Here is a 23,493-nt window from a genome sequence, read left to right as displayed (position 1 = left end):
TCGGTGTGATGCTGGACGCTATCGACTGGCCGCCCTATAGTCCGGCCGCTTCGTCGCGCTCGCCGCGACCCTAGAAGTCCTTGCAAATTCGGGTGCGAACGCAGTGCTGAAAGCGATCTTCACGTGGTGGAATGGCGCGACCCTTGGTCAGCGGTTCCACATTGGCCGCCGTGGCGTGTTCGTGGGGCAGGACGATTATGGCAACCGCTACTTCGAAGCCCGTGACGCCAATGACAGCTACGACGCTCACAAGCGTCGCTGGGTGATCTATACCGGCTATGCCGAAGCCTCGAAGGTTCCGGCCGAGTGGAGCGGTTGGCTGCACTATACCCTGGATGAGCCGCCGACCACGGCGCCGTTGATGCGCCGTGATTGGGAGAAGGATCACATTCCCAACCTCACGGGCACTGTTCACGCCTGGCGTCCCAAGGGCTCCCTGGCCCGTGGCGGCGAACGCGCCGTGGCGACTAGCGACTACCAGCCCTGGAAGCCGGAATAGACTGATGCGCCGATCGGTGATTCTGGGCGCGACCGTCGCTGTCGTCGGCCTGGTCCTGGTCGGCTCAGCGGCCGCGCGCCAATCCGCCGCGCCGGTCGCGCCTGCGGCTCCACAAGCGCCCGTCGCCCCGGCTCCCCAGCCGCAGGTGGCGCGCGAGGCCACGCCTGCCCCTCAGGCGGCGCCGACCCAGATCGATCCGACCGCGAAACCGACGCCCGCGCCAAAGCCTGTCGCCACGACGCCAACCAAACCGGCTGAGCCGGCGGAACCAGTCAAGCGGGGCCGCTCTTCGGTCGCGATCATTCAGGCGCTGGACAAGGTGACGACCGAAACGATGCGCTTCGAGGCGCCGATCGGTCAGCCTATTCGCTACAAGACCCTGATCTTCACCGTCCGCGCCTGCGAAACCGCCGCGCCGGACGAGGTGGCTCCGGAATCAGCGGCCTATGTGGTCATCGACACCCAACCCAAGGCCGTGGCGGGCCGCGTCGCCCCACCCGGGCGTCAGGTGTACAAGGGCTGGATGTATGCCAATTCACCGGGCATGAACCCGCTTCAGCACCCGGTCTATGACGCCTGGCTGATCGCCTGCAAGGCGTCGGCGCCGGTCGCGCCCGTCGACAATCGGTAGAAGTCGGCCTCGCCAGGCCAGGCGCGCGCCAGACGGCGTCGATAGTCGGCGCGTGAAATCTCCAGCGCCCCGAATTGCAGCAGGTGGTCAGTGATGAACTGGGTGTCCAGGAGTCGATAGTCGCCAACCCGCAATCGCGCCACCAGATGCGCCAGCGCAACCTTGCTGGCGTCTCGTTCCGTGGAAAACATGCTCTCGCCGAAGAACGCCGCGCCCAGAGAAACGCCGTAGAGACCGCCGACCATTGCGCCGTCTCGCCAGCATTCGACGCTGTGGGCCAGCCCGCGGGCGAAGAGCTCGCCGTAGAGACGCTGGATCGGCGCATTGATCCAGGTTTCCAGGCGGCCGGGACGAGAGGTCGCGCAGGCCTCGACCACGGCGTCGAAGGCGCTGTCGATCCGGATTTCGAACGTGTTGGCGCGCACCGTGCGGGCCAGTCGACGGGGAATGTGCACGCCGTCCAGCGGCAACACGCCCCGTCGCTCGGGATCAATCAGGAAGACGCTCTCGTCATGCCGGGCGTCGGCCATCGGAAAGACGCCGCGCTGGTAACAGGTGATGAGATCGTCGACCGTGAAGGCGTCCATTCGCGCCCTCGTCCCTATCCCTGCGCCTTGATCCAGCGCTCCAGCCAGTGGATGTCGTAGTCGCCGGCCAGGATGTCGGGCTGCACCAGCAGGTCCTGGAACAGCGGGATCGTAGTCTCGATGCCGCCGACGACCATCTCGCCCAGGCAACGCTTCAGGCGCGCGATGCACTCCTGACGGTCGCGACCGTGGACGATCAGCTTGCCGATCAGGCTGTCGTAATAGGGCGGGATCGCATAGCCGGTGTAGATCGCCGAATCCAGACGAACACCCAGGCCGCCGGGGGCGTGGAAGTCAGTGATGGTGCCGGGCGACGGCGTGAAGGTCCGCGCGTTCTCGGCATTGATCCGGCACTCGATCGCGTGGCCCTCGAAGACGACGTCTTCCTGGCTGAACGACAGCGGCAGACCGGCGGCGATGCGGATCTGTTCGCGCACCAAGTCGATGCCGGTGATGGCTTCGGTGACCGGGTGTTCGACCTGCAGACGGGTGTTCATCTCGATGAAGAAGAACTCGCCATTCTCCCAAAGGAACTCGATGGTGCCGACACCCAGATAGCCGATGGCCTTGACCGCATCGACGACGATCTTGCCGATCTTGGCGCGATCGGCCGCGCCGAGAGCGGGCGAGGGGGCTTCTTCCAGCACCTTCTGGTGGCGGCGCTGCAGCGAGCAGTCGCGTTCGCCCAGGTGCGCCACATTGCCATGGCTGTCGGCGATAACCTGGATCTCGATGTGGCGCGGCTTTTGGAGGTAGCGCTCCATGTAAACCGTGTCGTCGCCGAAGGCCGCACGGGCTTCCGAGCGCGCGGTCGAAACCGCTTCAGCCAGGTCTTCTCGTGTCTGGGCCACCTTCATGCCGCGACCACCGCCGCCGGAGGCGGCCTTGATCAGAACGGGGAAGCCGATCTTGTCGGCCGCCGCGAAGGCCTCTTCCTCTGTGGCCAAGCCGCCGTCAGAGCCGGGGACGACCGGGATGCCCGCGTCCTTCACCGCCTGCTTGGCGGTGATCTTGTCGCCCATCAAGCGGATGTGTTCGGGCTTGGGGCCGATGAAGGTGAAGCCGTGCGCGCCGACGATCTCGGCGAAGCGGGCGTTTTCCGACAGGAAGCCATAGCCGGGGTGAACGGCCTGGGCGCCGGTGATCTCGCAGGCGGCGATGATCGACGGGATGTTCAGATAGCTCTTGGCGGCGGGGGCGGGGCCGATGCAGACGCTTTCGTCGGCCAGGCGAACCCACATCGAATTGGAGTCGGCCTCGGAGTGGACCGCCACGGTGGCGATGCCCATCTCCTTGCAGGCGCGGTGAACCCGGAGCGCGATCTCGCCCCGGTTCGCGATCAGGATCTTGTCAAACATGATCGTTACTCGATGACGACGAGGGGCTCGCCGAACTCGACGGGCTGAGCGTCGCCGACGAGAATCTCGACGACCTTGCCGGCCTTGGGGGCCGAGATCGGGTTCATCGTCTTCATCGCTTCGACGATCAAAAGGGTCTGGCCGGCGGCGACGGTGTCGCCAACCTTGATGAACGCGTCAGCGCCCGGCTGGGGCGACATGTAGACCGTGCCGACCATCGGCGACTTGACCAGATCACCCGCAGCGCGGGCGGCGGGCGCGGCTGAGGCGACGGCTTCAGTGATCGGAGCGGCGGCCGGCGCTGGCGCGGCCTGCGGCGCATAGGCCTGCGGGGCCTGGACATAGGTGGTGGCCGCGGCGGCCACGGTCAGTTCGCGGGCCACGCGGATTTTCAGGCCCGCATGCTCGACCTCGATCTCGCTCAGGCCGGTGTCCTTCAGGATGTCCGCCAGTTTGCGGACCAGGCGGGCGTCGATCGACGGAGTCTCGACCGGATCGGCGGAAGCCTTGGGATTGGACATTGAAGCTACCTTGTTCTCTTGGCTCGCGGCGACTGCACGCCAGCGGGCTGGACCTAGTTCGCGCCGATCAGGCCGATAGCGGCCTCGATCGCCAGTTCATAACTCGCCGCGCCAAAGCCGGAGACGATCCCCGTGGCCGCCAGCGAGACATAGGTGTGGCGGCGGAATTCCTCCCGCGCCGCCGGGTTGGAAAGGTGGCACTCGATCACCGGGATGCTCAACATCTTGAGCGCGTCCAGCAAGGCGATCGAGGTGTGGCCGTAGCCAGCCGGATTGATCACGAGGGCCGAGGCAGACACACGCGCCTCCTGCACCCAGTCGATCAACTGACCCTCATGGTTGGACTGCCGGAAGACCACGGAGTGCCCATGCGAAGCCGCACGCGCCTCGCAGCGCGCCCGGACATCGTCGAGCGTGTCCTTGCCGTAGATCTCGGGCTCACGCGTTCCCAACAGGTTGAGATTCGGGCCGCTCAGCACATGGATCGGTTTTACCATTCGGCTCCGCCGTCGATTCCGAAGGTCTTGTATAGCCGGTTCCGCCGGGTCACAAGCAGGGCTCGCTCAGGAGGTGAGATGAGGCTTTTATTGAACGGCGACGAGCGGGACATCGCCGGGGTTTCCAGCGTCGCGGATCTGGTCGTCGCATTGGGTCTGGACGCCCGCAAGGTGGCCGTTGAACGCAATCTGGAGATCGTGCCGCGTTCGACCTATGGCGATACGGCGCTCGGGGATGGCGATCGCATCGAGATCGTCACCTTTATTGGCGGCGGCTAGAACGCTGCGGGTTCTACGGGTTTGAAACCGGACTTCCGCAGGCGTAAACCAGCCGCATGAACGCGCATGTTTCCCCCGACTCCGTCGCCGCCGATGACACCTGGACCGTCGCTGGCCGCACTTTCACCTCGCGACTGATCGTCGGTACGGGAAAATACAAGGACTACGCGACCAATGCGGCGGCCGCAGAAGCCGCCGGCGCGGAGATCGTCACCGTGGCCGTGCGCCGCGTGAACCTGACCGATCCGACCCAGCCCCTGTTGGTCGACTACATCAAGCAGGACCGCTTCACCTATCTGCCCAACACCGCTGGTTGCTTCACCGGCGAGGACGCGGTGCGCACCCTAAGGCTGGCCCGCGAGGCCGGCGGCTGGGATCTGGTGAAGCTGGAAGTGCTATCCGATCCCAAGACCCTCTATCCCGACATGGAAGAGACCCTGCGCTCTCTGAAGCTGCTGGTCGCCGAGGGCTTCCAGGTTATGGTCTATTGCTCGGACGATCCGGTCTATTGTCGCAAGCTGGAAGAGGCCGGCGCGGTGGCGATCATGCCGCTGGGCGCGCCGATCGGCTCGGGTCTGGGCATCCAGAACCGTGTGAACCTCAGAATCATCATCGAAAACGCCAAGGTCCCGGTGCTGGTCGACGCCGGCGTCGGCACGGCGTCTGACGCCGCGATCGGCATGGAACTGGGCTGCGACGCCATCCTGATGAACACCGCCATCGCTGAGGCCAAGGATCCGATCCGCATGGCCCGCGCCATGAAGCACGCGGTCATCGCGGGCCGCGAGGCCTATCTGGCCGGTCGGATGCCCAAGCGGATGTATGCCGATCCCAGCTCGCCGCTGGCGGGCCTGATCTAGACCTTCAGGTCGAGCAGCCGGCCCGTTGCGATCAGGCCTTTCTGACCCTGGCGGCCTTGGCCTGAGCGATCGCCAGCTTCAGGGCATTCATGTCCGCGCCGGGAATCAGCTGGTCGCCGATAATGAAGGCCGGCGTGCCTTCAATGGCCAAGGCCTGGGCCAGGCCGTGGGTGTCGGCCAGGTGCTGGGTCGTCGCCTGGCTGGCGCCGGCGGCGCGGGCCTTGGCGATGTCGATGCCGAGGCCGGCGGCGATTCGCAGAGCGGCGGCTTCGTCCAGGCTCTTCTCGGCCATCAGAGCCTGGTGCAGCGCCAGATCCTTGCCCTGGTCCTTGGCCCCGAGGAACAGGCGTGCGGCGGCCTCTGAATCATGGCCGAAGATCACGAAGTCCTTGAACACGAACCGGACGTCGGGGTTTTCCTGAATCAGCTTCACGATCTCCGGCGCGGCCTGTTTGCAATAGCCGCAGCGGTAGTCGAAGAACTCGGTGACGGTGACCACGCCGTTCGGATTGGCGACGAAGTCGCGTGGATCGCGTTCGATCGCCTGACGATACTGGCCGATGGCCTTGCGACCGGTCTCGGCGACCTTGGCCGCCTGCTTCTGTTCCAGCTTGGCGCTGACTTCCAGCAACACCTCGGGATGCTCCAGCAGGTAGGCGCGAACCCTATCGCCGAAGGCCTTGTCGGGCTTAGCGGGCGCACAGCCGGTCATCAGGGCGCCAGAAAGGGCGAGCGAGGCGGCGAAAACGCCAGCGCGGTGGGTCAGGTTCATGAGAGTCCCGGAAACGATGTCGATGATCAGCGGCGGAAGACGGACTGGGTCGCGCCTTCCTTTGCCAGATCCTTGAGGTCCTGGTTGCTGGGGCGCGAGGCCAGGACAATGTCCGTCGCGCGCCGCCATTCGGGGGTGTCCTTGGTCAGGAGTTCGCGGGCGCGCATGGCGAACACCCGGGCTTCCTGCGGCGCGCCCATGGAGAAATACTGCTCGGCGGTGGCCAGACGGGCTTCGCCGTCCTTGCCCTGCTGGTCATAGGCCTGGGCCAGAAGACGCCAGGTGACGGCGTTGTCGTTCTCGGCCAGCAGGGCGCGTTTCAGCTCCTGCACGCCTTCCTCGACCTTCTTGGGATCATTGAGGCCGATCAGGGTTTGGCCCAGATTGATCCGCAACAGAGCCGCGTCGGGCTTTAGTTCCACCGACCGGCGCTGAGGCGCCTCGGCCAGCTGAACGCGATTGAATTCAAACAGAACCTGGCCCTTGAGTTCCCACAGGTAAGGGTTTTTTGGCTGCTCGGTCAGCAGGCCGTCGATCAGGCCAAGGGCGCGATCGGGCTCCTTCATCTGATAGTAGGCGATGGCGCGCGCATACCGGGCCGGATAGCTGCGGTCGGTTTCCTTGTATTTGATCAGGGCCGACTGAGGGTTCATGAACCCTTCCAGCTTGGCCTTCATGATCTCGTGCTCGGCCAGATCCTCCGGCGTGTCGACCTGCTCGTAGTTCGACAGGTGTTCGACGCGGTTGCGCAAGGCGTCGATCCGCTCAGAGGAGAGCGGGTGACTGCGGAAGTAGGCGAAGCGCCGCGACTGGTCGAAAACCTCCTGGTAGCGGAAGTTGTCGAAGAACTCGACGAGGCCGCGTCCGGACTGGCCGGTGGCTTCCAGCAGGGTGGCCCCGGCCTGGTCGGCGCGGCCTTCCTGCTCGCGGCTGTAGCCCAGCGCGCCCAGTTGGCCAAAGAAGCTGGCGTTGCCCAATAGCACCGCGCCAGCGTCCGGCGCGCCGGCCAGGGCGGCCAGAACGCCAAGGCCCATCGTCAGGATCATCGGCTTGAGGCCGGCCCTCGTCATGTCCCCGGAGCGAAACGAGTGGCCGGCCTGCAAGTGACCGACTTCGTGGGCGATGACGCCCTTGAGCTGATTAGGGTTTTCGGACTGACGGATCAGGCCCGTATTGATGCCCATGATGCCCGGCGCGGCGAAGGCGTTCAGTTCCTTGCTGCCGATCAGCAGGATGTGCACGGACTTGGGATCCAGGCCGGCGGCCCGGAAGATCGGCACGGCGTCGTGAAGGAGGATTTCCTCGATCTCGGTGTCGCGGATCAGGGATTCGCCGTCTTGGGCTTGTGCGGACACCGGCGCGGAAAGGCTGATCGCCGTCACGATCGCGACGGAACACAGGGCGCGGAACCGTTTTTCAGCCCACCGCGTGCGGGAGGTCATCCAGTGTCTCCAGGTCGCGCCCCCGCGATCGAGGCCAATGTAACGTGGATTTCCGCGGTCTGTGAACCGCTGCTTTCCATCTTCCGTCACCAGCCCATATAGGCGTCGTGGACGGCCGAGCCAGGGCCCGGCCGTCCACGATCACGCATTAGCCCCGGCGCCACCAGCCCTTGCGGGGCTTGGCCGGCGGTTCGGAGATCTCGGCCGGGTCCGGCTCGGCGGGCGCCGAGACAGTTTCCAGCGCGGGTTCAGGTTCGGGCGCCGCGACAGGCGTGGGCTCGACGACGACTTCCGGCGCGGCTTCGACCGGCGCGGCGACCTCGACGACAGCTGCGGGTTCTTCGACCGCGACGGCCTCGGTTTCCGCCACGGCGTCCACCGCGGCGTCGGCCTTGCGGCCTCGGGCGCGGGGCCGACGAGCCTTCTTCGGAGCATCCTCGCTGGGAGCGGGGAGCTCGACCCAGATATCGCTGGGCGGGGCTTCCACGACCGCCGAGGCGATCACGGGCGCATCGGCCATGGCTCCAATCTCGGCCTCGACCTCGATGGCGGTTTCGATAGCCGCAGGACGCGCTTCACGCTCGCCGCGACGGCCACGACCCGAGCGACCCGAGCGACGCTCGGAGCGGTCAGCCCGTTCGGGGCGGTCGGCCGGTTCAGCACGTTCGGCGCGTTCGACCGGAGCCCGTTCGGGCTCGCGCTCGGGCGCCGGGCGGCGGGGTTCGCCGCCACGACCATCGAGAGCCGCCGGATCGTGCCAGGCAAAGGCGCTGTCGCCGAACGGGACGCGCGGACGGATCCAGACGAAGGCGTCGGCCGGGCGATCACCGTCCTCGCGACCGCCACGACGGCCGCCACGACGTCCGCGACGGCGGCGACGACGACGGGCTTCCTCGTCTTCACCTTCGATGGCGAAGTCGCCATCACGGGCGTCGTCGCCCAGATCGTCGTCGGAACCTTCGGCGGCTTCGGCGTCCGGCGCGGCGTCGGTCTCATCCCGGCGGCCGCGACGGCGACGCTTGCGCTTGCGGTTGCGATCGCTGTCGTCCTCGGCCGTTTCGGCGCGGGGCTTGCCCCGCGACGCGGCGCGGGTCGAGGCGTCGTCATCGTCGGTGTCTTCGCGTTCGACCTCTTCCTCGTCGAGGACTTCCTCATCCTCGTCTTCGTCCTCGTCGTCATAGGCGAAGTCGTCGTCGGCCAGGTCGTCAGTCAGCGGCGCCGGCGCGACGGCGATGCGCTCGCCCAGCTCGGTGCGCTCGATCTCGTTTTCGGCGGCGTGCAGCGTATCGTCGACCAGCACCGTCACGAACAGACCATGGGTCTGCTGAAGGCGGATCAGGTAGGCGCGCTTTTCATTCAGAATATAGATGCCGACGGCGCGCGAGACCTTCAGGGTCACCGAACCGCTGCCCTTGAGGGCTTCGACTTCCACGGCGCGCAGGGCGGCGAGGGCGCTGGACTCGACCGAGCGGACCCGGCCGGTGCCTTCGCAGTGTTCGCAGACGTGGGTGGTGCCTTCCAGAACGCCGGTGCGACGGCGCTGACGGCTGATTTCCATCAGGCCAAAGCCGCTGATCTTGCCCATCTGGATGCGGGCGCGATCGTCCTTCAGGGCGTCCTTGAGGACCTTTTCGACGGCGCGATTGTTCTTGGCCTCATCCATGTCGATGAAGTCGATGACGATCAGGCCGGCCAAGTCGCGCAGCCTCAGCTGGCGAGCGGCTTCCTCGGCCGCTTCGGTGTTGGTCTTCAGCGCGGTGGCTTCGATATTGCGCTCGCGCGTGGCCTTGCCCGAGTTGACGTCGATGGCGACCAGGGCTTCGGTCTGGTTGATCACCAGATAGCCGCCCGAACGCAGAGGAACGATCGGCGAATAGATCTGCGCCAGATGGTCCTCGATACGGTGCTTGACGAACAGCGGGGCCGGATCGCGGTAGTGGAAGACCTTCTTGGCCTGGCTGGGCATCAGCATGCGCATGAAGTCGCGCGCCTCGCGGAACCCGGCCTCGCCCTCGACCCAGATGCCTTCCAGCTCCTTGTCGTACATGTCGCGGATGGCGCGCTTGACGAGGTCTTCTTCCTCGTAGATCAGCGCCGGGGCGACCGAATGCAGGGTCGTCTCGCGGATGTTTTCCCACAGGCGCAGCAGATAGTCGTAGTCGCGCTTGATCTCGGCCTTGGTGCGCTTGGCGCCGGCCGTGCGGACGATCAGGCCCATGCCTTGCGGCACGTCCAGGCTCTGAACGACGCTCTTGAGGCGCTTGCGGTCGGTCACCGTGGTGATCTTGCGGCTGATGCCGCCGCCCCGCGCCGTGTTGGGCATCAGGACGCCATAGCGGCCGGCCAGAGACAGATAGGTGGTCAGGGCCGCGCCCTTGTTGCCGCGCTCTTCCTTGACGACCTGAACCAGCATGATCTGCCGGCGGCGGATCACCTCCTGGATCTTGTACTTGCGCATCAGACGGCGCTTGCGACGCGCCAGTTCTTCCTCGACCGCATCCTCTTCGTCGTCGATGGCGTCGCCGTCATCGTCGTCGCGAGCGTGATGATGATCATCCTCGTCATCGTGCGAGTCGTCGCGCATCAGCGCTTCCCGGTCGGCGACCGGGATCTGGTAGTAGTCGGGATGGATCTCGTTGAAGGCGAGGAACCCGTGGCGGTTGCCGCCATACTCGATGAACGCAGCCTGGAGGCTGGGCTCAACGCGGGTCACCTTGGCGAGATAGATATTTCCGCGAAGCTGTTTGCGGGTCTGGCTTTCGAAATCGAATTCTTCAACCCGGCTTCCGTCCACGACGACCACACGCGTCTCTTCGGCGTGTGCTGCGTCGATCAGCATCTTCTTCGACATTAAGGGAATCTCCACGGCGCACGGCGGGCTCTTGGCCCGGTCGCCGATATGAAAGACAGGCGCGCGCGTCACCGCCCGTCGCTCCGCCAGTGCGGTTGCGAGAGGTCGGATGCCAATGGCGGACGGGTGCGGCGCAGCCCATGAGGTTTCGTTTTCTCCACCGCACCGTGAGGCGCGGGCTGGATGGTTTACCGGGTCGCGCCAGAGTGGCGCTGATCGGATGGCGCGTCGTCGCCGGGAAGGCGCAGAGCCCGACGCGGGCTCTTCGGAACGGGCCTCGGGCAGGCGTCTGCCTACGAACGAAGGATCGATCCTTGAAACAGGTCGTCTAGTCGCGGCGCACGAAACGAAAGAGGCGAAAGGCTTCGATCATATCGCGGTCGCTCGCGCGGGCTTCCATGACGATCACGTCGCTCGCACGCTCGGGAATTGTAGCAACATCGCGAGGCAAAAGGAAAGCACTCGACAACACGGCCCGGTTTAACGCTTTTGCTACCGCGCTTGGTGGATATTGACGTTTGGTTCACCAGATGGGGATGCGTGGGCGCGGTATGCGTAAGGTTCTCATAGGTTTAGCTCGGGCTGGCTGGCTGAAGGCGGCGTTTATCGTCGCCGGCCTGACTGTTACGGGCGTGGCTGTCGCCATGGCTCAGGGCCAGGCGCCGGCCGCTGGCGTGCAAAAAGTACGCTTCGGCGGAGACCGCGCAGAGACCCGCATCGTCATCGACCTGGATCGCGCCGCTGTCGGACGTTTGATCGCCGACGGCTCGGTGGATCAACGCATCGTCATCGGACTGCCCAATGTCTCGGTTTCGGGCGATCTTCAGGGCGCTGGACAAGGCCTGGTCAAGCGCTGGGTCATCGACGAAGCCGGTGGCGGTGCGCGCCTTCGGCTGGATTTGGCCGGACGTGCTGAAGTTCGCAGGCGCTTTCTGTTGCCGCCCGGCGACGGCGCCGTGGCCTATAGATATGTGATCGATCTGAAGGCGATCGACGGCGCGGCTCCGGCGTCGGCCATGCCCAAGCTGGTTCAGGTCTCCAGCGCCGTGAAGGCCGCCCCGCTTCGTCTGAAGAAGGTCATCGTCATCGACGCCGGCCATGGCGGCAAGGACCCCGGTTCGCTGGGCGCTTCGGTCTATGAAAAGGATGTCACTCTGGCCGCCGCCAAGGCGCTGAAGGCCCGACTGGAAAAGACCGGCCGGTTCCAGGTGGTCATGACTCGCGACACCGACACCTTCATCCCACTGGAGGCGCGGGTGCAGATCGCCCGCCGCGCCGACGCCGACCTGTTCATCTCGATGCACGCCGACTCCGGGCCGGACATCTCCACTCGCGGCGCCAGCGTCTACACGCTGTCTGAAAAGGGCGCCGATCGCGTCGCGCGGGTGCTGGAGAAAGACGACTGGCTGATGAAGGCCAGTCTGCCGGGCCGTGATCGCGCGGTAAGCCAGATTCTTTTGGACCTGTCTCAGCGCGCCACCAAGAACCGCTCCGCCGCCTTTGCTCAGCTTTTGCTGGAGCGGGTGGGCGAGGAAACCTCGCTGCTGCGGCGCAGTCATCGCGACGCCGGCTTCGTCGTCCTGCTGGCGCCGGATGTGCCCGCCGTTCTGCTGGAAATGGGCTTCATCACCAATGTCGAGGATGAACGCCTGCTGAGCAATCCCGGCAGCCGCGCGCGCGTGGTCAACGCCGTCGGCGACGCCATCGAGTCCTATTTCGCGGCCCAGGTCCGCAAGTCCTGAGGCGTGCGCGCCGTTGGCGCCCCGCCTAATGCGCGTTAGAGGCATGGACTTGAGTCGGCGCGCGACGTTGCGACCGCAAAACCGCTTACACTTTTGTGCAGCCGGCTCTAGAGGATGGACATGAGGCGGGCGAGGGCGCGTCGCCCGACGGAGGCCGCGTGGATCTGAAACCCACCGAACGATGGATGGCCATCGCCGGCGTAGCGGTGCTTTCCGCGATCGCCGTGGCGGGCTTCGCGATCGCGATCTATGCGGCCTGGCTGTTCCACGACATGCCCGACGCCGGCGAGTTGCAGGACTATCGTCCGCCGACCGCGACGCGCGTCTATGCCTGGGACGGCACCCTGATCGGCGAATACTCCAAAGAGCGCCGCATCTTTGTTCCATACGACCAGATACCGCCCCAGTTGGCCCAGGCCTTCATGGCCGCCGAGGATCGCAACTTCTTTCGCCACAGCGGCGTCGATGTCGGCGGCTTCTCGCGCGCCATGCTCAAGAATGTCGGCAATGCCGCGCGGGGCAAGCGCCTCGAGGGCGGCTCAACGATCACCCAGCAGGTCGCCAAGAACGTCCTGCTGACCAGCGACGCCACGGTCGGCCGCAAGTTCAAGGAAGCGATCCTGGCGCATCGCCTGGAGCAGTCGCTCGACAAGCAGCAGATCCTCGAACTGTACCTCAACGAAATTTGGCTGGGCTATCGCTCGTTCGGCGTCGGCGCGGCCTCCTACAACTATTTCGGCAAGTCGCTGCCGGACCTGACCCTGGCAGAGTGCGCCTATCTGGCCGCGCTGCCCAAGGGGCCTGACAACTATCACCCGGTCCGCAACAAGGCCAAGGCGATCGCCCGCCGCAACTGGATCCTGGGCCAGATGGCCGAGCTGGGCTGGGTGTCGAAGGCCGACGCCGCCAAGGCCATGGCGGAGGATCTGGTGGTCCAGGCCGCGCCCAAGCGCGCCGCCTATCGTGACGCCGACTATTTTGTCGAAGAAGTGCGCCAGCGCGGCGTCGCCACCCTCGGTCCCCGCCTGAACGAGGGCGGCTACTACATGCGCACGACTCTCGATCCGCGCCTGCAGACCGCCGCTCGCGTCGCCCTGATGGACGGCCTTGAGAACTATGACCGTCGCCACGGCTGGCGCGGCGCCTGGGGGCATGTCGAGGCTGACAACGCCGACTGGGAAAAGGCCGCCCGCGCCAAGGCGCCGCCGTCCGAACGTCCAGGCTGGCGACCTGCCCTGGTGACCTCGGCCGACGGCCGTATCCGACTGACCAAGAATGCGGGCGAGGGCGCCCTCACGGGCGCCGACGTAGCCTGGGCTCGCGCGACCAAGGGGCTCAAGCCCGGCGATCTGATCTTTGTCGAACAGGTCGACAATTCATCCGCCTATCGCCTCAGGCAGGTGCCTGCCGTCAATGGCGCCCTGGTGGCTATCGAGCCCAACTCCGGCCGGGTGATCGCCCTGGTCGGCGGGTACAGTTTCTCGCTGTCGAATTTCAACCGCGCCACCCAGGCGATGCGTCAGCCGGGCTCGGCCTTCAAGCCGTTCGTCTACGCCGCCGCCCTCGAGAACGGCTACACGCCGGCCAGCGTGGTGGTCGACAGCGCCATCACCCTGAAGGGCGCCAACGGCGAGGACTGGAGTCCCGAGAACTACCACAAGGAGTTCTACGGGGCGCAGCCGCTGCGCAAGGGCCTGGAGCAGTCCATCAACGCCATGACCGTGCGCCTGGCCCAGAGCGTCGGCATGAAGAAGATCATCGAGTTCTCCAAGCGCACCGGCGTGGTGCGCGACATGGAGCCCGTGCTGGCCATGGCCTTGGGGGCGGGGGAAACCACGCCGTTCAAGCTGACCTCGGCCTATGCGCCCTTCGTCAACGGCGGTCGCCGCGTCGAGCCCCACCTGATCGAACTGGTCCAGGATCGCGAAGGCAAGGTCATCTTCCGCGCCGACAAGCGTGACTGCATCAAGTGCAACGCCGGCTTCAACGGCGACGAAAGCCCGCGCTTCCAGGCGCCGGGTGAGCAGGTCATGGACCCAGTGACGGCCTATCAGATCACGTCGATGCTACAGGGCGTGGTCCAGCGCGGCACGGCGGCGGCGGTCAGCTCGCTGGGTCGTCCCCTGGCGGGCAAGACCGGCACCACCAACGAATATCGCAGCGCCTGGTTCGTGGGCTATTCGCCCAACGTGGTGGTCGGTGTCTTTGTCGGCTTCGACGACAATCGCTCGCTGGGCGAGGGGGAAACCGGCGCCGTGGACGCCGTTCCGGTGTTTATGGACTTCATGAAGGAAGCCCTGAAGGGCACGCCGGTTGTCGACTTCAAGCCGCCCAAGACGGCCAAGTTCGCCATGGTGCGCGGCATCCGCGAGGCTTTCCGTCCCGGCACCGAGCCGAAGGTCGAGGTTCCGACCGCCATCGCCGGGCCGCAGCCCTATTCTGACGCCTGGCCCAACGGCGTGCCGACCGGCGCGCCCAACGCCGCCGAGGCCGCCAAGCCGCCGCCCAAGGCTCCCGATCCGTTGAGCGGCCTCTATTGATCCATCATCGACGTTGCGTCGACTCCGGGCGCGGGCTATTCCCCGCGCCCTTCACCACTGTCACGGAGTTACGTGATGAGACCGGATGTCGAGGCCTCCGCGGCTGACATCGAGCAGTCCGTAGGACTGCTCAGGAGGCGTCTTTGACTGGGATGCCGCACTTCGCAAGCTCGATGAGCTGAACGCGCGGGTCGAGGACCCGACCCTTTGGGACAAACCCGCCGAAGCCCAGGCCGTCTCGCGCGAGCGCGCCAGCCTGGCCACGCGTGTCGAGGCCGTACAGGCCCTCGAACAGGGTCTCAAGGACGCGCTGGAATATGCCGAGCTGGCCGACATGGAGGGCGACGACGCCCTGCTGGAGGACGCCCGCGCCCAGCTCAAGGATCTCAAGGACCGCGCGGGTCGCGCCGAGCTTGAGGCCCTGCTGTCTGGCGAGGCCGACGGCAACGACTGTTATGTCGAAATCAATTCCGGAGCCGGGGGCACCGAGTCGTGCGACTGGGCCGGTATGCTGCTTCGCATGTATTCGCGCTGGGCCAACGCTCACAAGATGAGCGTGGAGCTGGTTGAAGAGACGGCCGGCGACCAGGTCGGCATCAAGTCGGCCACCCTGCTGGTCAAGGGCCCGAACGCCTATGGCTGGCTGAAGACCGAGGCCGGCGTTCACCGTCTGGTGCGCATCAGTCCCTATGACGCGGCGGCCAAGCGCCACACCAGCTTTGCTTCGGCCTGGGTCTATCCGGTGGTGGACGACGCCATCGAGATCGAGATCAACCCGTCCGATGTGCGCACCGACACCTATCGCGCCAGCGGCGCCGGCGGCCAGCACATCAACAAGACCGACTCGGCCGTGCGCCTGACGCACATTCCGACGGGCATCGCGGTGGCCTGCCAAGCTGGCCGTTCGCAGCACCAGAACCGCGAGGAAGCGTGGAAGATGCTGCGCGCGCGCCTCTACGAGGCCGAACTGCAGAAGCGGGAAGCCGCCCAGCAGGCGCTGGAAGATCAGAAGACCGATATCGGCTGGGGTCACCAGATCCGCAGCTACGTCCTGCAGCCCTACCAGATGGTCAAGGACCTGCGGACCAACGTCGAGACCTCCGACACCCAGGGCGTGCTGGACGGCGATCTGGACGAGTTCATGGGCGCGTCTCTGGCCCAGCGCGTCGGCGCCACGCGCGACGCCTAAGGGCCTCTAGTCCCGCTGACGTCGCCAGGCCGTCAGCGGGACATAGATCGCCGCTTCCGTCGGCCCGTTGCGGTCCACGCTGATCAGACCTCTCCGCTTCAGAACCTCCACCGCGCTTTGCGCCGTGCGGCGAGACAGCCCAGTGCGCTCGGCCAACTGGGCGTGGCTGAAGACCGCGCGCCCGTCGGCGTGGGCGCCGAGACCGGACTGGTGCTGTTCACGCCGGAAGGCCACGAGGACCGCATTGGCACGTTCTTCAACGGTTCGCTGGCCTGCGACGATGTCGAGCACAGCTATCGCAGAATGGTCGAGAAGGGCGTCGAGTTCGAGGGACCGCCTCAGAAACAGCCCTGGGGGACCTTCGCCAGGTTCAAGGATCCAGACGGCAACACCTTCGTGCTGTCCAGTCGCTGACCCTTAACGAAAAACGCCCCGGCTGGCCGGGGCGTTTGCGTGTCTTCAGGCCGGCTTGGCTTGAGCTTCGATCGGGGGCGCCAGGACGGGCGTCGGCGCGGCTTGCGGCGCGGGGCGCTGGAACTTCAGGCTGCGGCCCTGGAAGAAGGCGCCGGTTTCCATCGCCAGCTGCTCGTGGGTGATGTCGCCGTCGATATAGGAGGTGCCATAGAGGCGCACCTGCTTGGACGTGATCGAACCGACCACGCGGCCGCGAACCTCGACCACCTCGGCATAGACCGAGCCCTCGACATGCCCGGTTTCGCCGACGGTCAGGCGGCCGACGCGAACATCGCCGCGCACCACGCCGTCGATCTGGAGCTCGCCGTCGCCCGTGACGCCGCCCTCGATGGTGATGTCAGCCGAGATCAGCGAGGCGACCTTGGGCGGAGACTTACGCGCACTGTCCACCGTCGACACCGGGGTGGGCAGGGGCTCGATCTTGGTCGGGCCACGGGCCGGAGCCTTAGTTTGTTTGCTGAACATACTCACCAGCCTTCAAAAACCGATTGGGGTTCTGAGCGCGACCATTGGCCCAGACTTCGTAGTGCAGGTGCGGACCGGTTGAGCGGCCGGTCGAGCCCATGGCCCCAACGCGTTGCCCGATCGCCACGCGTTGTCCAACCCGGACGGCGGTCGCCTGAAGGTGAGCGTATCGCGTCTTGAAGCCGCCGCCGTGGTCGATCTCGACCGTGTTGCCATAGCCGGAGCGCACGCCGGTGAATGAGACCACGCCCGGGGCCGTCGCCAGGATCGGCGTGTAGAACGCGCCGGGGAAATCCAGACCCGAATGGAAGGCCGGGCGATGGGTGAAGGGGTCGAACCTTACGCCGTAGCTGCTGCTGAGCGCCGGGTTGCTGGTTGGACGGAAGAACGGAAGCTTCTGGGCTGCGGCGTTCAGCGAGCGCATGTCCGACATGTCGGTGGCGGCGCGCTGGATACGGCTGGCGAACTCTTCATCGACGTCAAGCACGGCGGCCAGGGCGCGCGGGTCCTTGGCCTCGATCAGCGGGCCGCCCAGCGAAGCGCCGCGCCCCGTGTAGGTACCGGCGTCCAGGCCGGCCATGCGCATGGCGAGGCGAAGGCGTTCGGCGCGGCTCTTGGCGAAGGTCTCGGCGGCGTCGATCAGGCGTTCCTGATCCATCCGCGTGGCCTGAATGCGCTGTACGGGCGAGGCGGCCAGAAGTCGGGGCTTGGCGACCTTGAGCGCGTCGGCGGCGCCAGGCACGCCCTTGAAGTCGCTGACCAGCATCGCCAGGGCGGCGTGGCGTTTCTCGACCGAGGCGGCCAGATCATCGATCGAGCCATTCGTGGCCGACAACTGAGCCAGAGCACGGTTCAGGCGGTCCTGACGGTCGGCGTTGAGGCGCTCATAGTAGGCGCGCTGCTTGATGACCTGCTGGTCGGTCGAACTTACGGCCAGGGCGCTGACCATCATCGAGGCGGTGCAGACACCCATCCAGAGGGCGGCGATGCCAACGCCGGCGGCGGCAAGCAGTTGTTTGTTGGTGGAAAAAACGTAGCCGCGCATCTCGCCGCCGGAGCGGATGTAGAGATGGCGCTCGGGAAACAGGCCTTCCAGGGATTGCCGAAGCCGCTTGAAGCGCTTGATCACCATGGCCTAGGAAACCCCCGTTTTCAGGACAGGGGGATATGCAACGATAAAGCCGAACGGTGCAAGACTCTTCACTCCGTAAGGGAGCGCGAGTCGAAAAAATCAGCATGCGGCAGCAAGCGTTAACGCGTTCTGAATGCGCCGACCACGCCGGACGGCCGCGATCATGACAGAAGCTGGATGATCGCGGCGGAAATGCAACAGTGTTGCAGGCGGGCCGATCCGCCGTCAGAACGCAGGAGTTCGCTGAAAGCGCAGCTATTTCAAGGCACGGGCGGCGGTGAGAACCGCCTTGATGTGACCGGGCACCTTCACCTTACGCCAGACCTCGCGGATCACGCCATCGGCGTCGATCAGGAAGGTCGAGCGATCAATTCCCATATATTTGCGGCCGTACATGCTCTTTTCGACCCAGGCGCCATAGGTCTCGACGATCTCTCCGGTCGTGTCAGCGGCCAGTTCGACGGTGAGGTCGTGCTTGAGGCGGAACTTGGCGTGCGAGGCGGCGCTGTCCTTGGAAACGCCGATGATCACCGTGCCGACCTTGGCGAATTCCTCGACCTCGGACGAGAACTGAAGCGCCTCGGACGTGCAGCCTGAAGTGTCGTCCTTGGGATAGAAATAGAGGACGATCTTCTTGCCCTTCAGGCTCGCAAGACTGACCCGGCCGGTATCGGTGGGCAGGTCGAACGCAGGAGCCTTGTCGCCGGCTTGAAGCATCGTCTCTCTCCGTAATTCGGTTCTACGTCGATATTTCCAGCGATCCCGGACCGCCCCTCGGAGGCGGTCCGGGATGACACTGGTCAGATGGGTTTGACCAGAACGATCTTCTTCTTGCCGGCCGCCAGCTTGACCACCCCGTCGATCAGGTCGGCGTCAGTGACCACGCGGTTGGCGTCGGGCTCGGCCTTATCGTTGACCTTCACGCCGCCGCCCTGGGCCAGGCGGCGAGCTTCGCCGCGCGAAGCGGCCAGACCGGCGTCGGCGAACAGGTTGGCGAGGACGATCCCGGCCTTCAAGTCCGCGGCGGGAACCTCGAAGGTGGGCAGATCGGCCGAGGTCACACCCTGCTCGAAGGCCTTCTCGGCGGCGTCGCGCGCCGAACGCGCGGCGTCTTCGCCGTGCGCCATGCGGGTGGCCTCGTCAGCCAGAACCTTCTTGGCGTCGTTTATCCGGGCGCCCGGCAGGGCTTCCAGGCGGGCGATCTCGTCCAGGGGCAGGTCAGTGAACAGCTTCAGGAACCGTCCGACATCCGCGTCCTCGGTGTTGCGCCAGAACTGCCAGTAGTCATAGGGGCTCAACTGTTCGGCATTGAGCCAGACGGCGCCGGACATGGTCTTGCCCATCTTGGCGCCCGAGGCGGTGGCCAGCAGCGGCGTGGTCAGCCCGTAGGCGGCCTTCTGGTCGACCCGCCGGGTCAGCTCGACGCCGTTGAGAATGTTACCCCACTGGTCCGAGCCGCCCATCTGCAGCACGCAGCCATGGGCGCGGTTCAGCTCCAGGAAATCGACCGCCTGCATCAGCATGTAGTTGAACTCGAGGAACGTCATCGGCTGCTCGCGTTCAAGCCGCAGCTTGACCGAGTCGAAGGCCAGCATCCGGTTGACCGTGAAGTGCACGCCGTAATCGCGCAGGAACTGCACATAGCCGAACTTGGAGAGCCACGCGTCGTTGTCGACCATGATCGCATCGGTCGGACCGTCGCCGAAGGTCAGGAACTTGGCGAACACCTGCTTGATGCCGGCGATGTTGGCGGCGATGTCGGCGTCCGACAGCAGCTTGCGGCTCTCGTCCTTGCCGGTGGGATCGCCCACCTTTGTGGTGCCGCCGCCCATCAGGACGATCGGCTTGTGGCCGGCCTGCTGGAGGCGGCGCAGCATCATGATCTGAATCAGCGAGCCCACGTGCAGGCTGGGCGCCGTGGCGTCAAAGCCGATGTAGGCCGTGACGATCCCGCCGGCGGCGGCGGCGTCCAGTTCATCGGGGTGGGTGATCTGGTGGATATAGCCGCGCGCCTGCAGCGTCTGCAGGAATTCCGACTTGAACGAGGCGGGCGCGGACATGGATCGACTCTCTGGATGGGACGACTCTTGCGGAGACGGTGGGCCGTCTAGCACGGGCGGGCCTGTATGTGGCGAGGGTTTCATAAGGTCAGTCTCCGGATAAGGCCGGAGCGCCATGATCTTGTGAGACGCGACCCCGGCAGGGTGGCGACGTGTCAGGCCGGCCTCCCGCTATTTCAGCGGGCGGTAATAGGCGCGGACGGGGAAGCGGGTGGCGATCATGGGGTCTAGCTACAGGTCCGCGAGCATGGCAGTCAACGGCGATGCGCATCCTGGGATTCATGACCGGCACCTCGCTCGACGCTGTCGACATGGCGGTGCTGGAGACCGACGGCGAAGACATCCAGGCCTTTGGCCCGGCGGGCGAGCGAAAGCTCCGCGAAGCGACCCGCGATCTGTTGCTGGCGGCCACAGACCAGGCCCGGGCCTGGGCGCGCGGCGAGCCTGAGCCCGCGATCTTCGAGGAAGCCCGCCGCGCCGTCGCCGACGAGCACCTGTACGCGGCGGAAACCTTCATCGCCGAGCATGGCCTGGCCTGGAGCGATTTCGACCTCCTGGGCGTGCACGGTCAGACCGTTCTGCACGAGCGTCCGCAGCCGGGCCGGATCGGCCGCACCGTACAGCTTCTGGACGCGGAACGGCTGGCCACGGCCACCGGCCGCCCTGTCGCCTTCGACTTCCGCACCGCCGACGTCGCGGCCGGCGGGGAGGGCGCGCCATTGGCCCCGATCTATCACGCCGCCCGCGCCCGGGCCTCGGGTCTGGCGACGCCCGTGGCGGCCCTCAACGTGGGCGGGGTGGCCAACATCACGCTGATCCATGCCGACGGAACCCTGCTGGCTTTCGACACAGGCCCCGGTAACGGCATGATCGACCTGATGCTGCAGGCTCGGGGGCTGGGACGGTTCGATGAGAACGGTCGGCTGGCGGCCGTGGGCATGGTGGATGAAGTCGCTCTTCAGGGCCTGCTTGCGGGCGCCTACTTCAACGCGCCCGCGCCCAAGTCGCTGGACCGCTACGATTTCACCCTCGACGCGGTCGAGCATCTTTCCGCCGAAGACGCCGCCGCCACCCTGGTGGCGTTTACGGCCGAAGCCGTCGTCAAGGCGTTCGACAAGGGCGCGCGTCCCCGCGCCCTGATCGTCTGCGGCGGCGGCCGGCACAATCCCGAGATCATGCGCGTGCTGGCTGAACGGGCGCCGGTGCCAGTCAAGACCGCCGAGTCTTTCGGCTGGCGGGGCGATGCCATAGAGGCCGAGGCCTTCGCCTATCTCGCGGCGCGAACGGCGATGGGGCTGCCGATCAGCTTTCCGGGGACGACGGGCGTCGCCGAGCCCATGACGGGCGGACGGATCGTTCAGCCGTCCTGAGATCCGCTTCCGTCGCCACTAGTGTAGCTTCAACCGCCCCGACACCCGTTCCTGCAGCAGCCGCGCCATCGCCAGCACCGCGGTCTTCACCGTCCCCAGGATCGCCCGGTGGTGGTCCAGGTGCAGCGAGATGTACATGTATTTGGCGATCAGCCCCTCGACGAAGAAGTTGGGACCGCCCAGCCCGCCCATCAGCGAGCCGACGCCCTTGTTCTCGCCCAGCGACACCAGCGAGCCGAAATCCTTGTAGACATAGGACGCCTCGACGCGTCGCTGATGTAGGCGCGCGACGATCACCCGGGTCAGATAGTCAGCCTGTTGGTGGGCGGCCTGGGCCCGCGCGGGCACCAGCTTTCCGTCCTTCCAGGGGCAGGCGGCGCAGTCGCCGAGCGCGTAGACGTCGATCGCCGAGGTTTCCAGCCGGTCGTTGACCACGAACTGGTTGAGGCGGTTGGTCTCCAGGCCGTAGGCGGCGTTGGCTCCGGCCGCCTTGACGCCAGCGGCCCAGACGATCAGGTCGGCCGGAATGTCGCCAAGGCTGGTCTCCAGTCGATCGGGATGCACAGAGATGACCTTGGCCCCCGTTTTCACCCTAACGCCCTTGCGTTCCAGCGCCGTGGTCGCCTGGCTCGAAATCTTCTCGGGCAAGCCGCCCAGAATGCGCGGCGCGGCCTCGACGATGCTGATCTCCAGGCGGAAGCGCTGCTCGGCGCCCAGGCCATCCTGCAGTTCGTTGTGCGCTTCGATCAACTCTGCCGAGAGTTCGACGCCGGTGGCGCCGCCGCCGACGATGGCCACGCGCAGGGCCTTGTCGGTCGAGAACGGCGCCCGCATGAACGCGGCCAGCAGCCGGGCGTGGAAGCGCTCGGCGTCCTCGGTGCGTTCCAGCAGATAGGCGGTCTCGGCGCCCGGAGTGTCGAACAGGTTCGAGCCACTGCCGATCGCCAGTACGCCCCAGGTGAAGCTGACATGGCGCTCCGGCGCCAGAACCGTTTCGTCGTCGCCGCGCATCTCGCCCAAGGTCACGCGCTTGGCGATGGGGTCGAACCCCGTCAGTTCGCCCAGCAGAAAGCTGAAATGGTTGCTGCGGGCCAGGATCGGATAGGACAGGCCTTCCTGGTGCACGTCCAGCGTTCCGGCGGCCACCTCGTGCAGCGTCGGTTTCCAGATGTGGAAGATCGAGCGGTCGATCAGCAAAACGCGTTCGCGTCCGACCTTGCGGCCCAGCTTGCGGCCCAACCGCGAGGCCAGTTCCAGACCGCCCGCGCCGCCGCCGACAATGACGATGTCGTAGTGCATGTTCGCTCTCGCGTTACCGGTACCAACGATATGTAAGTACTTGCAGCGACGATGTCCCGAACGAAAAAGGCCTCCCCGAAGGGAGGCCTTTGAAGGATCAGATCGGGTTCATTTCGATCCGCTTGTCCAGATAGTCGCCGACGCTCTTTTCCACGAAGGGCAGATGCTCGGTCCAGAAGTGGCTGGCCTTGTCGATGACCTCGTAGTCGATGACGATGCCCTTCTGGGTGCGCAGCTTGGAGACCACGCGCTCCACTTCCACCGGCGGGGTGATGCTGTCGGCCGAGCCGGTCAGGAACAGGCCCGAGGCCGGGCAGGGCGCCAGGAAGCTGAAATCATACATGTTGGTGGGCGGCGAGACGCTGATGAAGCCGTCCGTCTCGGGGCGGCGCATCAGAAGCTGCATGCCAATATAGGCGCCGAAGTCGAAACCGGCGACCCAGGTCTGGCTGGCGGCCGGGTTGGACGTCTGCAGCCAGTCCAGCGCGGTGGCGGCGTCGGCCAGTTCGCCGATGCCGGCGTCGAACTCACCCTGGCTGCGGCCCACGCCGCGGAAATTGAAGCGCAGGGTCGCGAAACCCCGCTTCATGAACAGGTGGTACAGTTGCACCGACACTGGGTGGTTCATGTGCCCGCCCGCCTTGGGGTGCGGGTGCAGGATCAGCGCGATCGGCGCTGTCTCGGTCTTGCCCGGAGAATAGCGACCTTCGATCCGTCCGGAGGCGCCGGTCAAAATCACATCAGGCATATCGACCCCATTGGTTCGGCAAGCGGCGGACGATTCCCGATCTTTCGACCGACGGAATACTTGACCGCTGCGCTTGGTCTTCCTAAATCGCAACCAGCGACGCGGACCCAGGGGTCCGGCGCGAAGTCGCGGCTTGTAGCACACGCAAAAGCCGATGCGCGCGGAATCTGCAAGGAG

The 23,493-nt window shown here is 66.0% G+C and carries 23 protein-coding genes; 9 read left to right on the top strand and 14 right to left on the bottom strand.

Going from position 1 to position 23,493, the window contains the following annotated elements:
• The first annotated feature begins 103 nt into the window (after positions 1-103).
• Together ACQY9P_RS18560 and ACQY9P_RS18555 are read left to right on the top strand one after the other, a co-directional pair.
• Complete coding sequence (locus ACQY9P_RS18560; RefSeq protein ID WP_421737751.1) at positions 104-499, top strand: NADH:ubiquinone oxidoreductase subunit NDUFA12; 396 nt, start codon at positions 104-106, stop codon at positions 497-499.
• 4 nt (positions 500-503) lie between these two features.
• Positions 504-1,130: a DUF2155 domain-containing protein gene (locus ACQY9P_RS18555; RefSeq protein WP_421737752.1), complete on the top strand. Its 627-nt coding sequence runs from the start codon at positions 504-506 to the stop codon at positions 1,128-1,130.
• On the opposite strand, the gene aat is transcribed toward ACQY9P_RS18555, so the two are convergent.
• Genes aat through aroQ form a run of 4 tightly spaced genes read right to left on the bottom strand, consistent with a single transcriptional unit; the run spans position 1,067 to position 4,093 of the window.
• Positions 1,067-1,717 carry a leucyl/phenylalanyl-tRNA--protein transferase gene (gene aat / locus ACQY9P_RS18550; protein WP_421737753.1) on the bottom strand — a complete coding sequence of 217 codons (651 nt, stop codon included), beginning with the start codon at positions 1,715-1,717 and terminating at the stop codon, positions 1,067-1,069. The two genes, ACQY9P_RS18555 and aat, sit on opposite strands and share 64 nt — an antisense overlap.
• Positions 1,718-1,731: 14 nt before the next feature.
• Entirely contained in the window at positions 1,732-3,075 is a 1,344-nt protein-coding gene (gene accC, locus ACQY9P_RS18545; protein WP_421737754.1) for an acetyl-CoA carboxylase biotin carboxylase subunit, read from the bottom strand.
• A gap of 5 nt (positions 3,076-3,080) precedes the next feature.
• Entirely contained in the window at positions 3,081-3,596 is a 516-nt protein-coding gene (gene accB / locus ACQY9P_RS18540) for an acetyl-CoA carboxylase biotin carboxyl carrier protein (protein ID WP_421737755.1), read from the bottom strand.
• 53 nt (positions 3,597-3,649) lie between these two features.
• Entirely contained in the window at positions 3,650-4,093 is a 444-nt protein-coding gene (aroQ, locus tag ACQY9P_RS18535) for a type II 3-dehydroquinate dehydratase (protein WP_421737756.1), read from the bottom strand.
• A 78-nt stretch (positions 4,094-4,171) separates the two neighbouring features.
• Between aroQ and thiS the strand changes: the two genes are divergently transcribed.
• Positions 4,172-4,372: a sulfur carrier protein ThiS gene (thiS, locus tag ACQY9P_RS18530; protein ID WP_421737757.1), complete on the top strand. Its 201-nt coding sequence runs from the start codon at positions 4,172-4,174 to the stop codon at positions 4,370-4,372.
• Positions 4,373-4,428: 56 nt separating this feature from the next.
• A complete protein-coding gene (locus ACQY9P_RS18525) occupies positions 4,429-5,232 on the top strand; it encodes a thiazole synthase (RefSeq protein WP_421737758.1) in 804 nt (267 codons plus the stop codon).
• A gap of 31 nt (positions 5,233-5,263) precedes the next feature.
• On the opposite strand, the gene ACQY9P_RS18520 is transcribed toward ACQY9P_RS18525, so the two are convergent.
• The 4 genes from ACQY9P_RS18520 to ACQY9P_RS18505 form a co-directional block, all read right to left on the bottom strand.
• Positions 5,264-6,004 (bottom strand): DsbA family protein, encoded by a 741-nt coding sequence (locus ACQY9P_RS18520; RefSeq protein ID WP_421737759.1) that lies wholly within the window; start codon positions 6,002-6,004, stop codon positions 5,264-5,266.
• A 26-nt stretch (positions 6,005-6,030) separates the two neighbouring features.
• Positions 6,031-7,446 carry a M48 family metalloprotease gene (locus ACQY9P_RS18515; protein ID WP_421737760.1) on the bottom strand — a complete coding sequence of 472 codons (1,416 nt, stop codon included), beginning with the start codon at positions 7,444-7,446 and terminating at the stop codon, positions 6,031-6,033.
• 148 nt (positions 7,447-7,594) lie between these two features.
• Positions 7,595-10,297 carry an Rne/Rng family ribonuclease gene (locus ACQY9P_RS18510; protein WP_421737761.1) on the bottom strand — a complete coding sequence of 901 codons (2,703 nt, stop codon included), beginning with the start codon at positions 10,295-10,297 and terminating at the stop codon, positions 7,595-7,597.
• Complete coding sequence (locus tag ACQY9P_RS18505) at positions 10,221-10,439, bottom strand: hypothetical protein (RefSeq protein ID WP_421737762.1); 219 nt, start codon at positions 10,437-10,439, stop codon at positions 10,221-10,223. The genes ACQY9P_RS18510 and ACQY9P_RS18505 overlap by 77 nt, the downstream gene beginning before the upstream one ends.
• A 409-nt stretch (positions 10,440-10,848) precedes the next feature.
• Here ACQY9P_RS18505 and ACQY9P_RS18500 point away from each other — a divergent pair, with 409 nt between their 5' ends.
• From ACQY9P_RS18500 to ACQY9P_RS18485, 4 genes are all read left to right on the top strand, one after another.
• Positions 10,849-12,039 (top strand): N-acetylmuramoyl-L-alanine amidase family protein, encoded by a 1,191-nt coding sequence (locus ACQY9P_RS18500; protein ID WP_421737763.1) that lies wholly within the window; start codon positions 10,849-10,851, stop codon positions 12,037-12,039.
• 158 nt (positions 12,040-12,197) lie between these two features.
• The gene (locus ACQY9P_RS18495; protein WP_421737764.1) at positions 12,198-14,579 is read left to right on the top strand and encodes a penicillin-binding protein 1A; all 2,382 of its coding nucleotides are present in this window, start codon (positions 12,198-12,200) and stop codon (positions 14,577-14,579) included.
• Between the two features lie 75 nt (positions 14,580-14,654).
• A protein-coding gene (prfB, locus tag ACQY9P_RS18490) for a peptide chain release factor 2 (protein ID WP_421737765.1) occupies positions 14,655-15,768 on the top strand; the annotation gives its coding sequence in 2 pieces (ribosomal slippage) (positions 14,655-14,723 and positions 14,725-15,768; 1,113 coding nt in all).
• A gap of 162 nt (positions 15,769-15,930) precedes the next feature.
• The gene (locus tag ACQY9P_RS18485) at positions 15,931-16,182 is read left to right on the top strand and encodes a VOC family protein (RefSeq protein ID WP_421737766.1); all 252 of its coding nucleotides are present in this window, start codon (positions 15,931-15,933) and stop codon (positions 16,180-16,182) included.
• Between the two features lie 45 nt (positions 16,183-16,227).
• Here the strand turns inward: ACQY9P_RS18485 and ACQY9P_RS18480 are convergent, their stop codons facing one another.
• From ACQY9P_RS18480 to tyrS, 4 genes are all read right to left on the bottom strand, one after another.
• Positions 16,228-16,707: a bactofilin family protein gene (locus ACQY9P_RS18480; protein WP_421737767.1), complete on the bottom strand. Its 480-nt coding sequence runs from the start codon at positions 16,705-16,707 to the stop codon at positions 16,228-16,230.
• A complete protein-coding gene (locus tag ACQY9P_RS18475) occupies positions 16,688-17,839 on the bottom strand; it encodes a peptidoglycan DD-metalloendopeptidase family protein (protein ID WP_421737768.1) in 1,152 nt (383 codons plus the stop codon). Before ACQY9P_RS18475 ends, ACQY9P_RS18480 begins: the two co-directional genes overlap by 20 nt.
• A 255-nt stretch (positions 17,840-18,094) precedes the next feature.
• The gene (locus ACQY9P_RS18470; RefSeq protein WP_421737769.1) at positions 18,095-18,556 is read right to left on the bottom strand and encodes a peroxiredoxin; all 462 of its coding nucleotides are present in this window, start codon (positions 18,554-18,556) and stop codon (positions 18,095-18,097) included.
• Positions 18,557-18,639: 83 nt separating this feature from the next.
• Positions 18,640-19,983, bottom strand: coding sequence for a tyrosine--tRNA ligase (tyrS, locus tag ACQY9P_RS18465; RefSeq protein ID WP_421737770.1), 1,344 nt, complete (start codon positions 19,981-19,983; stop codon positions 18,640-18,642).
• Between the two features lie 197 nt (positions 19,984-20,180).
• On the opposite strand from tyrS, the gene ACQY9P_RS18460 reads away from it, so the two are divergent.
• On the top strand, positions 20,181-21,269 hold the full coding sequence (locus tag ACQY9P_RS18460) for an anhydro-N-acetylmuramic acid kinase (RefSeq protein WP_421737771.1): 1,089 nt from the start codon (positions 20,181-20,183) through the stop codon (positions 21,267-21,269).
• Between the two features lie 18 nt (positions 21,270-21,287).
• On the opposite strand, the gene ACQY9P_RS18455 is transcribed toward ACQY9P_RS18460, so the two are convergent.
• Positions 21,288-22,568 carry an NAD(P)/FAD-dependent oxidoreductase gene (locus ACQY9P_RS18455; RefSeq protein WP_421737772.1) on the bottom strand — a complete coding sequence of 427 codons (1,281 nt, stop codon included), beginning with the start codon at positions 22,566-22,568 and terminating at the stop codon, positions 21,288-21,290.
• Positions 22,569-22,665: 97 nt separating this feature from the next.
• Positions 22,666-23,316: an alpha/beta hydrolase gene (locus ACQY9P_RS18450; RefSeq protein WP_035046771.1), complete on the bottom strand. Its 651-nt coding sequence runs from the start codon at positions 23,314-23,316 to the stop codon at positions 22,666-22,668.
• Between the last annotated feature and the right edge of the window lie 177 nt (positions 23,317-23,493).

The sequence above is a fragment of the Caulobacter sp. genome (assembly GCF_965279145.1).
Taxonomy (GTDB): domain Bacteria; phylum Pseudomonadota; class Alphaproteobacteria; order Caulobacterales; family Caulobacteraceae; genus Caulobacter.
This window is presented reverse-complemented; position numbering and strand designations above follow the sequence as displayed.